The following is a 14,813-nucleotide window of genomic DNA, read 5'->3' as shown; positions in this document are numbered from 1 at the left end:
CTGCGAGATAGCAGTATCCGGCAGGTGTCGTATGTCTGAGATCGCAAATGGAACGATTTTTTGCGGCACGATTTTTCCTCGTTCTCCGCTATAGCGAGTGAAGGCAGTTGTGAGGGTTGCCTTCCAAAGGAGATCGAGTCATGAAAAGCCCACGCCTTGTTTCCACTCTCGTTTCTGGTCTCTTCGCCTCTGCCTTGGCAATCGGCATGGTTGCCTCCACACAGACGGCCTTCGCTCAGGAAAACGTCCTCCAAGCGAAGATTCCGTTTGCTTTCCAAGCCGGTTCGAAGGTGATGCCGGCTGGCACCTACAGGATCACGATCCAATCCAATCATTTACTGATCCTGCGCGAGTCCACTCAGAAGACATCGGATGTGGTCCTGTTCCAGGACGATTATTCGCTACGTACACCGCAGAAGAGCGTTATCGCCTTCGACCGCCGCGGCGATAAGTACTTCCTGCGCCACATCTGGACAGAGAACAATAACAACAGCATAGAGTGCCCGAAGCCGCGCGCCGAAAAGCGACTCGAAGTGGCACTCGCCAGAACTTCGCAGGGCACAGTCACCATGGCCCTCAACACTGCTCCTTAGCAGTGAGCCGTCAGCCGGCCGCCCTGGACTCGCGGCCGGCTGTACGCCTTTTCGGGAGGAGCTCGATGGAAACTACGCGACTGTTTTTCTTCTGGTGGGATCTGCTTATCTCGTTGCCATAGCTGTGATCCATTTGCTGGCACCACGACTTGCGGTCGCCACAATAGACTAGATGCGACTGATTATTCCATTTCACGCATTCTCTAACGAAAGGCAATGTCTTAATGCTCACCAACCGTTACCGCACCTCGCTCCTGACTGGTTTAGCGATCGTGCTGCTGATCTCCTCTCCACTCTTCGCACAGGACGCAGGTCCCGCACGCCCTAAGATCACCGGCATCTCTCATGTTGGTTACTTTGTGTCGGACCTTCCCAGGGCTATCGCGTTCTGGCACGAGTTCCTTGGCTTCGATGAGTCGTACACGCTTACCAAGAAGGACAACAACGATACTGGCATAGCCTTCATCAAGATCAACGACCATCAACACATCGAGCTCTTCAATGAACCGCCGACTCATCCTCCCAACATGATGAGTCATCTCTGCTTCACCGTCGACGACATCGAAGCGATGCGGACTTATCTTCGTTCCAAGGGCTTCGATGTTCAGCCCGGCAATGGCGGCAAGACCCGCACCGGCGACTATGCCTTCGAGATCAAGGACCCGGACGGAATGCTGGTTGAGTTCGTACAGAGTCTTCCCGACGGCATGGAAGCCAGAGCGGCAGGCAAGTTCGAGCCTGCAACCCGCATCTCGACCCAGATCTATCACCTGGGTTTCCTCGTCGGAAACAGCGAGAAGTCCATGGACTTCTATGGCAAGATTCTCGGCTTCCAGGAGACCTGGCGCGGAGGAGCGAATCCCAAGGAACTGAGCTGGATCAACATGCGCGTTCCCGACGGCACCGACTACGTGGAGTTCATGCTCTACCGCAAGCTGCCCGACACGTTCGGCACCAAGAACCACATCTCACTCCTGGTGCCCGACGTCGCCAAGTCGGTCGCGATACTTGAGGCCCGCCCAGCGTTCAAGACCTATGGCAAAGAACTCACCGTTAACACCGGTGTCAACCAGAAACGCCAGGTCAACATCTACGATCCCGACGGGACGCGCGTCGAGTTGATGGAGGCGAACACCGTCACGGGCAAGCCGACTCCGTCCTCAACTGCTCCTCCGCCGCAAGCGTCGCATGACTAACCCGCAATCTGGTGGCTGGGCAAACAGAAGATCGGCGTCATGGATTAGCTTTCTGCCCTCCGGAGGTTTCAGTTGCGCGTCGGCATTATCGGAACATCTGGCCCGCCTACTCAGAACGCATCGAGATTCACGGCTCGAAAAGGCTGCAAATTCCGCTCGTAAAACCCGATCGCGCGTAGAGAGCAATGGATCTCGCGGCACAAGTTTGGTCAGCGCTTGTCATCCAGGGGTTTGACATCGAGATCTCGAGCTAGCCAGGGAAGAATGACCTGCTTGAAGATGCGAGGATCGGGCCACACTCCCACCTGTCGGCCCAGGTGACCGCCCTGCGGATTGATCCAGGCATCCTTCGGAACATCGCCGCTGTCCATCAGCTTGTAGACGTCGGAGATCGGCACCTGGGTGTCGTGCGTACCGGCGAGAATAAGCATGGACGTGGTTGGCTTGCCCAGAAGATGCTGATTCACCAGCGACATCTTCGAGAACTCATCTACCACTTGGTCCAGCGTTGTCGCGTTGTCAAAGATGCCCATGATGGCTGGGATTTGGTCAAAGAGATACTCGCGATTCCCAAGCAGCGAGTTCAACACGAAATCTTTTTGGAAGAAGAGGTCGGTCGGCGGCGACTGGACACTCACGCCCTTCAGCCGCGCCTTCTCGAGGACGGCCATCTTCGTCCCCCAGTAAGCTCCCCAGCTCACGCCGTGCATCGCAATGCGTGTCTTGTCTACCTCTGGTCGGGTGCCGAGGTAATCGATCACACTCGACAACATGCGATCGGCGGTCGGACTGGCTTTAATCGGCGACTGCCCGGTTCCCGGCCCGTCCACCGCAATGTAGCCGATGCCATATGGCAGGATCGCGGAAAAGCTCTCTGTCAAATCCTCCTTGCGGCTATCGAGTCCATTTACCGCTATCACCATCGGCACCGGCCCGGTGGCCCCTTTGGGAAGGCGTAGATAGCCGACGATCTCTTTGCCTTCGAACGGAATGTGGACCACCTCAAGGGGTGGGTCCATCGAGCGCGCATGCGTCAGAAAAGCATCGATAGCCTTGGCATAGGCGACTTTTTTCATTGGCGACGACTCCACTGGCCAACGCCCGAAGGAGTAGAGATGCCACGCGCGAATGTAGTCCGCGTCAGCCTTCTTGGGGTCAGTCCTTTCTTTGGCCTTGCCTTCTGCCATGTAGCGATCTGCAACTCCGATAAAGCCGTTCGCCCACTCGTCCTTGTCAGAAGTGTGAATGGACTTGAAGGCCTCGCGCACGTCGGCGGGATCCAGGCCGATGAGCGGATAACCCCCAACCTCAGCGCGATGCACGGCCTCCACTTTGATCTCGTCCAGGGTTCTTTCCTTGTGCTCCTGAGCAAATGAGCACATTGGGACCATAACCATGGATGTCACGAGCAGATACGACAAGCTTTTCGAAGTCCTCTTGCTCATCCTGACCTCTCCCTGATACGCATTTCTTCTTAGGTTGGACTTCAACTCTTGTTCCTCGCCGATCTAGAACGAGAGCTTGAGGCCCAATTGCACTGCGCGGCTGCCGCCTGAGCCGATAATCGGGTTTGAAGCAGCGACGTCGGGTGTGGCGCATCCACATCCGAAGCCACCGTTTCCGGGGACTGAGGGGTCGTTGTGTCCCCAGCCGTTCTGTCCACCGAATGGGTTGGCGAAGTTTGGATGGTTGAGGATGTTGAACAATTCTCCGCGGAACTGTGCACCGAAGCGCTCGCGGAACTTCCAGTTCTTATCCAGCGAGAAGTCCCAGTTCTTGAAGCCGGAGTCGCGGAAGGTATTGCGGCCCATCAGGCCGAAGGTGCCGGGCGCAGGTGGAGTCATCACCGATCCGCGCAACTTGTAGCATCCTGCCGACGCGAGCGACTCCAGCGATCTCGCATGCGCAGCGCAGACCGGATCGTTCACTGCATCGCTGCCTGCCAGATATGGAATTGGATTGGCACCCGACTTGAAGTCTTTCGGGTTCCCGAAGAAGTCCCAGCGATCGACACCCTCTCCTGTATGGCTCAGGTCATTGCCTGCATCGATCGGTCCCCAAGGCTGCGCACCGTAGAGGCTGACGATCGAGTTTACCTGCCAACCCTCAAGTAGCTGTGCGAAGGACTTTCTTCCAGGAATCGCGTACGAGGCGGATAGCGTGAAGCGGTGGCGAATATCGAAGTCGCTATGCGAGTATTCCCGCTCCGGATGATTGCCGTCTTGCGGCAGACCGCTTCCCGCACCGAAGTCCCAGTTTGCGCCTACGTCGTCCAGCGAATGCGAAAAGGTATATCCGGCAACAAAGGTCAAGTGGTGATAATCTCGCCCGGTAAAAGTCATCTGCAGGCCGTTGTAATTGGACTTGTAGATGTTGCCCATCTGGTAGATGAAGCTCAGGAAGGGGAACTTGGCATTGAAGGGCCGGCCCGACTGCTCATCTCCCGCCGTATCCAGCGCCGGCACATTCTGGTTGATGTCGTGGATGCCGACCAGCTTCGTGCCGTGCGATCCAACATATGCCGTTTCAAGAGTCAGGTTCGGTGTGAAGGCATGCTGAACGGTCAGATTCCAGCTGAAGACCTCAGGCGTGCGGAGGTTCTGCTCCATGCCCAGTATGCTGCAGGGATTGGCGCCGCAGTTGATGGTGCCGGTGGGGAAGACCGTAGACGGGCCGGAGTTGTAGCCAGCGTTCCAGTTCAGGCTCGACCCGGGAAAGTTGACTGTGCCGACGGCAATCGATCCGGTCCCAGCCGATCCTCCTGGACCAACCCCCAGCGCTCCAGTCGGGATTGTGCTGATGCCGAAAGAGTTGTTCAGAGCCAGAAAGGACTCCCAGTTCAGCGTCTCATAGATGAGGCCGCCGCCGCCGCGCACCACGGTCCTTCCGTTGCCGGTGATGTCCCACGCAAAGCCCAGGCGCGGAGCGAAGCTGGTGTGATCGCCGTTATAAGGCGCGTCGAGGCCCTTTCCGACCTGCACCAGCCCGCGCTGCGGATCGAAGTTTCCCAGCAGATTGTGTTCCTCCTTCACTACGGTGTTCAACTCATAGCGCAGGCCCAGGTTGAGGGTGAGGTTCTTGGTGACCCGCCAATCGTCTTGCACGAAGCCCGCAACCCCCCAGTTGTGAATGTTCCTTGTTGGGTCGCCAGTAAGCAGACTGCCTGATGCCGGGACTCCCGCAAAGAAGTCCTCGAGCGAAGTAGCCCCAGGGAACGCATCCGTTCCGAAGCCAAACTTGATACGGCCGCGCACACCGCCATAGCCACCACCTGTGAAGCTGTCGCGGTGTAGCTCTCCGCCGAACTTCACAGCGTGTTTGCCCACGGTGTACGAGACATGGTCGATAAATTGGAAGCGGTCATCCGGCCCTTGCACCTTCGGCCAGTTAAACCCTCCCAGTTCCTGTGGAAAGATGTAAAAGTCGGAGATGTTGATCCGGGGCAATCCACCATAGAGGGGATTGGTCACGCCAGTGTTCAACCCATAGGCTGACGCCGGAGTATCGTGGTCATTCGGGAAGGTGGGTTGGTAAAGTCTGTTGAACCCGAACCGGGCTTCATTCAACATCTGCGGACTTAGAATCCAGGTCCAGCTAAGTCCCACAACCTGGGCGCGGGTATGAATCTGCGTTAGCCAAGCCTGCTGCAACTGGTTTGCATCGGAAACAGTGCCGTTATTGTTGCCGAAGAAATATAGACCGTTCACCAAGTGTCGCTGATTGACTTGGAAGTCGATCTTGGCTACCGCATTGTTGCTACTTACGTCGTTGGGGAGCCCGTAGTTAATACTCGTGGGGCCGGCAGAGTTCTTGCCGTCATTCGCAGGGAAGCCGCTTCCGTCGCAGGTGATTGGCGGCCCGAGTTTACAGCCGGCAATCTTCACACTGGCCGGGCTGGGCGTAAAACCCGCTTTCTGAACTCCGGCAATAGCATCTGGAACACTATTCAGCGGGTCACCACCCAGCGACACCGTCGCCGGTGTCGATAGCTGGCTGATGCTGGACACAGAGTACTTCTGGCCTTCGTATCCTCCAAAGAAGAACAGCCTATCTCTCAGGATGGGCCCACCCACTGTCCCGCCAAACTGCTCCAGGTTGCGGGGGTTCTTTTCACCGGAGGACACGGTGTTGAAGTAGTTGCGCGCATCGAGCGGGGTGTCGCGGCCAAAGGCATAGGCCGTGCCATGCAGGGCGTTGGTTCCGGACTTGAGCGCCACGTTCACCATGGCGCCGGGCTTCCAGCCATACTCCGCTGAAGGATTCTCAATTAGCGTGAACTCCTGAATAGCGTCAACCGGCAGAATCGTGGCGGAGTCGCCGGCGATGCCTGCTCCGTTGATGATGCTCTGCCCGGAGAAGGGCTCGCTGTTGAAGAGGCCATCCACGATGTAGGCGTTGTCCTCAGCGCGCAATCCGTTGGCGCTGGTGGTTGAGAATCCGCCACCGGGATAGCGCACCACGCCGGGCCGCAGCTGCAGCAGGTTCTCGTAGTTGCGGCCATTCAGCGGAAGGTCGTTGATCTCTTTGTTGGTCAGCGTCCCGCCGAGACTGGAGGAGGTCGTGTTGATGAGCGGGACCTGTCCGCTAACCGTGACCGTCTCCGAGGTTTGCCCCGTCTCCAGCGCAAAATCGATCTGGGAGTCGGACGCGACCGCCACCTGAACATCGGCCCGCTCGCTTGACTTGAAGCCCTTGGCCTCGACCCGCACTTTATACATGCCTGGGATGAGATCCGGGGCAACGTACTCACCCGCGAGTGTCGTCGTCAGGGAGCGCGCCGTTCCCCGCTGCACATCCGTGATGGTGACAGTCGCCCCGGGAACCGTGGCTCCCGATGGATCGGTCACGGCGCCAAGGATGCGGCCCGTATTGGTCTGGGCGCTCACGTACACGCAAAGGGACACACAGAAGACCGGGACCACGAGGGTCGCAGCTACACCTTGGATCGTTCTTGCTATACGGCCAATTGTCTTAAAGTTCATTTCGCACCTGCCCCCGGTTTTTTGGTACGACAGCAATACCATCGCGTCATCACCTTGGTCAAGCAAACTCCAAAAAGAATTTTCTGGATAGCCTTTGACAAGCTCTGGGGCATTTGCGGTATAAATGTCAGACCACAGGGGTCTGGTCAACAGACACCCCATAAGGAAGGAACCGCAGATGGCTATTGCAAGCGTCAATCCGGCTACCGGGGAAGTGCTGAAGACCTACGAGTCGCTCACCGATGAGGAACTGGAGGCAAAGCTCGAGCTGGCAGCCCGGACCTTCGTCACCTACCGGAATACCAGCTTTGCATACCGCGCGGAGCGGATGCTGAAGGCGGCAGAGATCCTCGAGCAGGAAAAGGAAAGTCTCGGCCGCATGATGAGTCTGGAGATGGGCAAGCCCATCCAGTCCGCAATCGATGAGGCTGTTAAGTCAGCCTGGGCCTGCCGCTATTACGCCGAGCACGCCGAACGATTCCTGGCAGACGAGGCCGTCGAGACGAGCGCCAGCCACAGCTATATCCGCTACCAGCCGCTAGGGCCGGTTCTCGCCGTCATGCCGTGGAACTACCCTTTCTGGCAGGTAGTGCGCTTTGTCGCCCCGGCACTCATGGCCGGCAATGTTGGCCTTCTCAAGCACGCGTCCAACGTCCCTCAGAGTGCGCTGGCGGTGGAAGACGTCTTTCTTCGCGCCGGGTTCGCTGAAGGAGTCTTTCAGACTTTGCTGGTTGGCGCCTCGAAAGTGGACAAAATTCTGGATGATCCACGCATCGTCGCCGCCACGCTCACAGGCAGTGAAGGGGCGGGCATCCAGGTTGGCATCTCCGCGGCGAAACGCATCAAGAAAGTCGTTTTGGAGCTGGGCGGAAGCGATCCGTATATTGTGATGAGCAGCGCCAACTTCGACGAGGCTGTAGCCACGGCGGTGAAGGCGCGGGTCGCGAACAATGGCCAGTCGTGCATCGCCGCCAAGCGCTTCATCGTGGAAGAGTCCATCGGCGACAGGTTCGAGCAGGAGTTCGTAAGGCGCATGGAAGCGCTGAACGTCGGCGATCCTCTCGATCCGAAGACCGAACTCGGCCCTCTTGCCACGACGGACGCTGTCGAAGACATGCAGCGCGATGTGCAGAAGTCCATCGAAGCTGGCGCGCGTCTGCTCACCGGGGGCAAGCCTCTACCGGGGAAGGGCAACTTTTATCCGCCAACTGTCCTGACGAATGTTCCCAGAAATTCGCCCGCCTACAGTGAAGAGTTCTTCGGCCCGGTCGCTTCCATCTTTCGCGTCAAGAATGCCGATGAGGCCATCCGCATCGCCAACGACACGCGCTTCGGGCTGGGCGCCAGCGTGTGGACACAAGATCGCGCCGAGCGAGACCGCTTCATCTACGGGCTTGAAGCCGGGATGGTCTTCATCAACAAAATGGTGGCCTCTGACCCGCGAGTGCCTTTTGGCGGAGTCAAGCAGTCTGGATTCGGCCGCGAACTTGGGCCGTTTGGCATTCGGGAGTTTACGAACATCAAGACGGTATGGATCGAGAAATAGGTTCGGAAAAATAAATTCAAAAATACTATTTACTCTGCTTGCGGCATTGCGGTATAACCACTAAACCATTGGTACTTGTTATGGACCAGATAGGCATCTTGGGCCAGCGGTCAGTCAGCATGCATTTACTAAGGAGTCAGCAGTTACGATGAACCGTCCCGCCCATGGCATCCTGTATAGTGTTCCGACCATCACCAGCCTTCCAGCTGGGACGTCGAGAGGGGTGTCTATGTATAAAGCGGTTCGAGCTTCAAGGCTTTACGAGCAGATCGTGCAACAGATCGAGGAATCCATTCGGGAAGGCAAGTTGAAGCCGGGCGACCAGTTGCCGGCCGAACGCGAACTGGCCCTGGAGTTTGGCGTGAGCCGCACGGCAGTTCGCGAGGCTGTTAAGACCCTGAGCGAGAAGGGACTCGTGGAGGCCTACTCCGGCCGGGGCACGTTTGTCACATCCGGAAAATCCCAGTCCATGCGCCATTCGCTCGACTCATTCATGAAGAGCGGCGACCTTGAAAACCTCACCTACGTCGCGGAGATGCGCGAGATTCTGGAGCCCGAGTTCACCGCTCTCGCCGCCACGCGTATTGAAGAGCAGCAGCTGGCCATGATGCGAGAAGCCGTAGCCATAATGGATCGCAGCATGAAGGACCCTGATGCTTATATTGAAGCCGATCTCGACTTCCATCTCGCATTGGCGGAGGCGGCAGGCAATCCGCTCATCCTCTCTCTGCTGGATTCCATCGTGGGCGTATTGCGTGAGCAGCGCATCGGCATCTTTGCCGTGAAGGGCGGACCGCAGCGCGGTCAGGTTCATCACAAACTCATCCTGGAAGCAATCGAGCAGCGGGATGCAGCCAAGGCACGCAAGGCTATGCGTACCCACTTGCAGCAAGTCCACCAGGATTCGGCTGCCTCTTCAACCATAGGCGGCGAGTCCCGAATGGAACACCCTCCTTCAAAACGAAAGGCGTAATCGAAATGGCAAACCTCGGCTTTATCGGTCTCGGAGTGATGGGCGGCCAGATGGTAGACAGGCTGCTGAGTAAGGGGCACACAGTGACCGGCTTCAACCGCACGCAGTCCAAGGCGGAGTGGTTAGTCAAGAAGGGGATGAAGTTGGCACAGTCCCCCCGAGAAGTAGCCGAAGCAGCCGATGTTGTCTTTGCCATGGTCACTAACGGACCGGCGCTCAAGGGGATTGCGGAAGGCCCGGATGGATTGTTGGCTGGCATCAGCGCCGGCAAAATCTTCGTCGACATTAGCACCGTCGGCCCGGACCTGAGCCGCGAAATTGCCGAAAAGGTCCGCGCTCGCGGTGCCGACATGCTGGATGCGCCCGTCTCCGGAAGCGTCATCACGTTGCAGGAAGGGCAGCTTTCCGTGATGGTGGGCGGAAGGGCAGAGACCTTCGAGCGCGTTAAGCCAATACTGCTGGACATTGGCCCCAAGGTGACCCACGTTGGCTGCAATGGACTCGCGCTCTCAATGAAGATCGCCCACAACCTGAGCCTTGCGGTACAGATGCTGGCCTTCTCCGAAGGCGTGCTTCTGGCAGAGAAGAGCGGCATCAAGCGTGAAGTCGCCGTCGATGTGCTGACGCATAGCGCCATCGCTTCTCCCATGGTCAAGTACCGGGGCCCGTTCGTCCTGCAGCAGCCGGAAGAGGCCTGGTTCGACGTGAACATGATGCAGAAGGACATGCTGCTGGCGCTGGAACTCGGCCGTCAGTTGGACGTACCGCTGCCCACCACCGCCGTGAGCAACGAATTTCTTACAGCTGCCCGAGGCATGAACTGGGCCAAGCTGGACTTCGCAGTGATGTTTGATGTTCTCGCGCAAATGTCCGGAATCCACACAGGAGTTGGAAAATGACTACCCTCTCCGAACTGCCCGTAAACACCATTACCACGAAAGACCTCTGGATGCATGCCCACAGGCAGATGGTGCGCATCCGCCTGTTTGAAGAGCAGGTGAACGAGCTCTACACGCGTGCTCTGATGCCTGGCCTCGCTCACCTGTACGTCGGCGAAGAAGCTATCGCCGTAGGCATTTGCGAGGCGCTCGATAAGGAGGACTACGTCACCAGTACTCATCGGGGACACGGACACTGTCTGGCAAAAGGTGCGTCGCCTGATCTGATGTTTGCCGAGCTGCTGGGGAAGGAGGCCGGCTACTGCCGCGGCAAGGGCGGTTCGATGCACATCGCAGACCCAGCGACAGGCAATCTGGGCGCGAACGCCATTGTTGGCGGCAGTATGGGCATCGCTACAGGGGCGGCCTTCTCGGCAAAACATTTGAAGAATGGCCGCGTTGCCGCTTGTTTCTTCGGTGAAGGCGCTCTGGGCCAGGGCCTTTTCTATGAGGAGCTAAACCTGGCCCAACTCTGGAAGCTGCCGGTTATCTACGTCTGCGAAAACAACCTCTACAACGAGTACACGCACTACAGCGAGACCACTGCAGGCGACATCTGCGCTCGTGCCACCGCCTTCGGCGTCAAGGCAGAAACCGTGGATGGTCAGGACTTGAGGGCCGTTTACACCACGGCCAAGCAGCTTATTGATCGCGCCCGCGCAGGCGAGGGGCCAGCCTTCCTGATGTGCAATACATATCGGTACACCGGCCATCACGTCGGCGACATTAACCGCGAATACTACCGCAGCAAGCAGGAAGAGCAGGAGTGGAAGAGCACGCGCGACCCCATCAAGCTGCATGTCGAATGGCTTATTCGCGAAAACCTCGCAGATGCGGCCACGTGCGACGCTGTCGAGGCCGAGGTTCGCGAAGAGATGAAGGCAGCCGTGGAGTTCGCCATCGCAGCTTCATATCCGGGACCGGAAGAAGTGGAGAAGCACGTCTATGCCTGATACCAGTACTCGTGAACTAACGTTTGCACAAGCAGTGCGGGAAGCTCTCGCAGAAGAGATGCGCCTCGACGCGCGCGTCTGCATCCTCGGCGAAGACGTGGCCGAAGCTGGCACTCCCTTCAAAGTGCTGTCCGGGCTTGTAGAGGAGTTCGGGACCGACCGTGTCCTCGATACACCCATCTCCGAAGCAGGGTTTACAGGCATCGCTGTCGGCGCAGCTATGACAGGCCTTCGTCCAGTCGTTGACATTATGTTCGGGGACTTCCTCACCCTCACGATGGACCAGATGGTTAACCAGGCTGCCAAGATCCACTATATGTCCGGCGGCAAATGGAGAGTCCCGATGGTACTTCGCACGACTTTGGGTGCCAGCCGCCGCTCGGCCGCTCAACATTCCCAGTCCCTGCACGCGTGGTTGAGCCACGTACCCGGCCTGAAAGTCGTGATACCCTCGACACCTTACGACGCCAAAGGCCTGCTCAAGACCGCGATCCGCGATGAGAACCCAGTCGTCTTCTTCGAAGACAAGATGATGCACCACAAACTCAAGGGGCCAGTGCCGACGGGAGAGTACACCATACCCTTCGGCGTTGCGGATGTTAAACGCGTGGGCACAGACATCACCCTGGTCGCCACCAGCAGTATGGTTCAAGTGGCGCTTGGGGCGGCTGACATGCTCGCAGAAGTCGGCATCAGCGCAGAGGTTGTCGATCCGCGAACAATGTGGCCGCTCGATGAGAAGACGCTCATTGAATCCGCGAAAAAGACCTCACGGGCCATCGTGATCGATGAAGGCTACGGTAGGTACGGTGTCACCGCGGAGCTGGCTTCGGTGATATCTGAAGGCGCGTTCTACCACCTCGACGGTCCGGTCATCCGCATGGGAGCGATGCATGTTCCCATACCATTTTCTCCTCCTCTGGAGGATCTGACCGTGCCGACCGAGAAGACACTCTTTGCAGCAGCACAAAAGCTCTGCAGCAAGTCGTAAGACAAGGAACCGGAGAAACCAATGGCACTGCCGACTTACGGAACAATGGGAGTTGACTGGGAGCAGCGTATCGATTTCGATCGCCTCCGTATAGAGAGACTCCAGCGCGCCAAGGACCTGCTCAAGAAGTCCGAAATGGGTGCATTGCTTTGCTTCGACATGAACAACGTGCGCTACCTAACGTCGACGCACATCGGCACCTGGGCTCAGGACAAAGCAAACCGCTTTGTCTTGTTGCCGCAGAACGATGAACCTATTTTGTGGGACTTCGGCTCGGCCGCACGGCATCACCAGCTGCATTGTCCCTGGCTGGGAGAGCGGTCGCGTCCGGGCATATCGATGTTGCGTGGCACCATGTCTCCTGAGCACGGCCGTGCGGAAGACGTCGCGAAGAAGATTCGAATCGAGTTGGAGATGCGCGGTCTGCATAAGGAGTCCGTGGGGATTGACATTATCGAGCTGCCGGTTCTGTTCGCCTTGCAGCGCGAGGGTATTAAGGTCATCGATGGCCAGCAACTCATGTCTGAAGCCCGCGTCATCAAGACGAAGGACGAGATCGCATTGCTCAACACGTCTGCTTCGATGGTCGACGCAGCCTATCACGAGCTCTATATGGCGATGAAGCCTGGCATGCGCGAGAACGAAGCCGTGGGCCTGGTCAGCAAAGTTCTCTATGACATGGGTTCAGAATACGTGGAAGCTGTGAATGCCATCTCGGGAGAAAGATGCAATCCTCATCCGCACGTCTTCTCCGACCGGATCATGCGCCCCGGCGATCCTGTCTACTACGACATCTTGCACTCCTACATGGGCTATCGCACCTGCTATTACCGCACCTTCTCGATTGGCTACTCGTCGCATGCGATGGTCGATGCCTACAAGCGTTGCAGAGACTATCTCGATGCTGCAATCGATCTCATCCGGCCCGGACGCACCACTGGCGAAGTTGCTGCGGTGTGGCCGAAAGCCCAGGACTTCGGCTTCCCCAACGAAGAGGCTGCCTTCGCACTCCAGTATGGGCACGGCATCGGCCTCGCAATCTGGGAAAAGCCGGTCATTAGCCGCCTCGTCTCGTTAGATCACCCGCAGGAAATCAAGCCGGGCATGGTTTTTGCGCTTGAGACATTCTGGCCCTCGAAGGATGGCTGGAGCGCCGCGCGCATTGAAGAAGAGATTGTAGTGACGGAGACCGGTCACGAGGTCATCACACGGTTTCCGGCAGAAAAACTCCTCGTCGCGGGCGCTCATTACTACACCGTCGGAGGACCTCTTCCCACGACGCGTGAAACCGAGACAGCACCAAGCCAAGACGTACGCAACCTGATTGCGGCCGGCGCACAAACAGAAAGGATCGGGGCTTGACGTCATGGCCACGCGGCCCTGCGTTCCCCAATAAAACTATGGCTATAAGCGTCGTAATGCCCGCACTCGAAATGGCGCAGGAGACAGGAAAACTTGTCGGCTGGCTCAAGAAGGAAGGCGACAGCGTTGCTAAGGGCGACCTCCTTCTCGAAATAGAAACGGACAAGGCGGTCATGGAGGTAGAAGCCACTGCTGACGGCATCCTTGCCGGAGTCACAGGCGAAATCGGAACAGACATTCCGGTAGGCCAGACGATCGCCTGGATACTCAAACCAGGAGAAGCTCTGCCGGCGTCAGCCGCGGCTGAGGTTCCTGTAACTTCCCCTGTCACAGAAATGTCCCTCCCTTTGGTGGACGTCTCTCAGCAGCCCACGACATCCGCAGGTAAAGTCTCTCCCAAGGCGCGCAGACTGGCAAAGGAGGCTGGCATCGATCTGAGTTCGGTGATCGGTTCAGGCCAGGATGGAGAGATTCTAGCCTCCGACATCCAGGCCCTCATCGATGCGCTCCCGAATGCTCCAATCACTCCGGCAGCGGTTCAACACGAGCCATTGACTTCTATCGGCCGACTCATGGCAGAGCGCACCACGCAAAGCTGGACCACCGTACCGCACTTCTTCCTTCAGCAGGAGGTCGATGCAACAGCGTTGAACGACGCGCGTGCTGCGCGCGGTGCCGCAATAGAACAAGCACTCGGCGTAAAGCTTACACACACGGATATCATGATCGCGCTTGTGGCTCGCACGCTGGCCAGACATCCGCGCCTCAATGCCAGTTGGATTGAGGATGGAATCCGCCTCAACCCAGAGGTGAATGTGGCGATTGCAATGGCAGTCGAGGACGGCGTCGTAGCGCCCGTCGTTCGAAACGCGCACAATGCACCGCTCGGAGAGATCGCCAGGCAACGCCGCGAGCTGACGGACCGTGCTCGGGCCGGGCGATTACGGCCTGCGGATCTTACAGGGGGCACCTTCACCATTAGCAACCTGGGAATGTTCCACATCGATTCCTTCTGCGCCATTATCACGCCGCCGCAGGCTGCAATTCTGGCTGTCGGCCAGATCGCCGAAAGGGTCGTTCCGATTAACGGCGTTATCACCGTGCGGCCCATGTTGAGCCTGACGATCTCATGCGATCACCGCGTGATCGATGGAGCCAAGGCTGCAACCTTCCTGCACGACCTGGCCGAAGCGATACACGAACCGGGCCGCTGGCTCACCTAAGCCATCTTGTACGGCACTGTGCCGCCATCTGTAATTCGGTTTTTTGAGATGAATTT

The 14,813-nt window shown here is 57.9% G+C and carries 11 protein-coding genes; 9 read left to right on the top strand and 2 right to left on the bottom strand.

What is annotated here, in order from left to right:
• The first annotated feature begins 140 nt into the window (after window positions 1–140).
• Window positions 141–593 (top strand): hypothetical protein, encoded by a 453-nt coding sequence (locus OHL16_RS07680; RefSeq protein WP_263366528.1) that lies wholly within the window; start codon window positions 141–143, stop codon window positions 591–593.
• 224 nt (window positions 594–817) lie between these two features.
• Window positions 818–1,789, top strand: coding sequence for a VOC family protein (locus OHL16_RS07675; protein WP_263366527.1), 972 nt, complete (start codon window positions 818–820; stop codon window positions 1,787–1,789).
• 209 nt (window positions 1,790–1,998) lie between these two features.
• On the opposite strand, the gene OHL16_RS07670 is transcribed toward OHL16_RS07675, so the two are convergent.
• Window positions 1,999–3,171: an alpha/beta hydrolase family protein gene (locus OHL16_RS07670; RefSeq protein WP_263366526.1), complete on the bottom strand. Its 1,173-nt coding sequence runs from the start codon at window positions 3,169–3,171 to the stop codon at window positions 1,999–2,001.
• A gap of 126 nt (window positions 3,172–3,297) precedes the next feature.
• Entirely contained in the window at window positions 3,298–6,771 is a 3,474-nt protein-coding gene (locus OHL16_RS07665) for a TonB-dependent receptor (protein ID WP_263366525.1), read from the bottom strand.
• Between the two features lie 178 nt (window positions 6,772–6,949).
• On the opposite strand from OHL16_RS07665, the gene OHL16_RS07660 reads away from it, so the two are divergent.
• From OHL16_RS07660 to OHL16_RS07630, 7 genes are all read left to right on the top strand, one after another.
• On the top strand, window positions 6,950–8,317 hold the full coding sequence (locus tag OHL16_RS07660) for an NAD-dependent succinate-semialdehyde dehydrogenase (protein ID WP_263366524.1): 1,368 nt from the start codon (window positions 6,950–6,952) through the stop codon (window positions 8,315–8,317).
• Window positions 8,318–8,465: 148 nt separating this feature from the next.
• A complete protein-coding gene (locus OHL16_RS07655) occupies window positions 8,466–9,290 on the top strand; it encodes a FadR/GntR family transcriptional regulator (RefSeq protein ID WP_263366523.1) in 825 nt (274 codons plus the stop codon).
• Between the two features lie 5 nt (window positions 9,291–9,295).
• A complete protein-coding gene (locus tag OHL16_RS07650) occupies window positions 9,296–10,189 on the top strand; it encodes an NAD(P)-dependent oxidoreductase (protein WP_263366522.1) in 894 nt (297 codons plus the stop codon).
• Complete coding sequence (locus tag OHL16_RS07645; protein ID WP_263366521.1) at window positions 10,186–11,181, top strand: thiamine pyrophosphate-dependent dehydrogenase E1 component subunit alpha; 996 nt, start codon at window positions 10,186–10,188, stop codon at window positions 11,179–11,181. Before OHL16_RS07650 ends, OHL16_RS07645 begins: the two co-directional genes overlap by 4 nt.
• Window positions 11,174–12,172: an alpha-ketoacid dehydrogenase subunit beta gene (locus tag OHL16_RS07640; protein ID WP_263366520.1), complete on the top strand. Its 999-nt coding sequence runs from the start codon at window positions 11,174–11,176 to the stop codon at window positions 12,170–12,172. Before OHL16_RS07645 ends, OHL16_RS07640 begins: the two co-directional genes overlap by 8 nt.
• Before the next feature lie 21 nt (window positions 12,173–12,193).
• A complete protein-coding gene (locus OHL16_RS07635) occupies window positions 12,194–13,534 on the top strand; it encodes a M24 family metallopeptidase (RefSeq protein WP_263366519.1) in 1,341 nt (446 codons plus the stop codon).
• A 56-nt stretch (window positions 13,535–13,590) separates the two neighbouring features.
• Window positions 13,591–14,757, top strand: coding sequence for a dihydrolipoamide acetyltransferase family protein (locus tag OHL16_RS07630; protein WP_263366518.1), 1,167 nt, complete (start codon window positions 13,591–13,593; stop codon window positions 14,755–14,757).
• The last annotated feature ends 56 nt before the right edge of the window (window positions 14,758–14,813 follow it).

It is taken from the genome of Edaphobacter bradus (assembly GCF_025685645.1).
In the GTDB taxonomy this organism is placed as follows: Bacteria; Acidobacteriota; Terriglobia; order Terriglobales; family Acidobacteriaceae; genus Edaphobacter; species Edaphobacter bradus.
This window is presented reverse-complemented; position numbering and strand designations above follow the sequence as displayed.

Excerpts from the sequence above, each read along its gene's own strand:
- OHL16_RS07640 (WP_263366520.1), top strand. The coding sequence starts at position 11,174 with ATGCCTGATACCAGTACTCGTGAACTAACGTTTGCACAAGCAGTGCGG.
- OHL16_RS07680 (WP_263366528.1), top strand. The coding sequence starts at position 141 with ATGAAAAGCCCACGCCTTGTTTCCACTCTCGTTTCTGGTCTCTTCGCC.
- OHL16_RS07670 (WP_263366526.1), bottom strand. The coding sequence starts at position 3,171 with ATGTGCTCATTTGCTCAGGAGCACAAGGAAAGAACCCTGGACGAGATC.
- OHL16_RS07660 (WP_263366524.1), top strand. The coding sequence starts at position 6,950 with ATGGCTATTGCAAGCGTCAATCCGGCTACCGGGGAAGTGCTGAAGACC.
- OHL16_RS07665 (WP_263366525.1), bottom strand. The coding sequence starts at position 6,771 with ATGAACTTTAAGACAATTGGCCGTATAGCAAGAACGATCCAAGGTGTA.
- OHL16_RS07675 (WP_263366527.1), top strand. The coding sequence starts at position 818 with ATGCTCACCAACCGTTACCGCACCTCGCTCCTGACTGGTTTAGCGATC.
- OHL16_RS07630 (WP_263366518.1), top strand. The coding sequence starts at position 13,591 with ATGCCCGCACTCGAAATGGCGCAGGAGACAGGAAAACTTGTCGGCTGG.
- OHL16_RS07635 (WP_263366519.1), top strand. The coding sequence starts at position 12,194 with ATGGCACTGCCGACTTACGGAACAATGGGAGTTGACTGGGAGCAGCGT.
- OHL16_RS07650 (WP_263366522.1), top strand. The coding sequence starts at position 9,296 with ATGGCAAACCTCGGCTTTATCGGTCTCGGAGTGATGGGCGGCCAGATG.
- OHL16_RS07655 (WP_263366523.1), top strand. The coding sequence starts at position 8,466 with ATGAACCGTCCCGCCCATGGCATCCTGTATAGTGTTCCGACCATCACC.
- OHL16_RS07645 (WP_263366521.1), top strand. The coding sequence starts at position 10,186 with ATGACTACCCTCTCCGAACTGCCCGTAAACACCATTACCACGAAAGAC.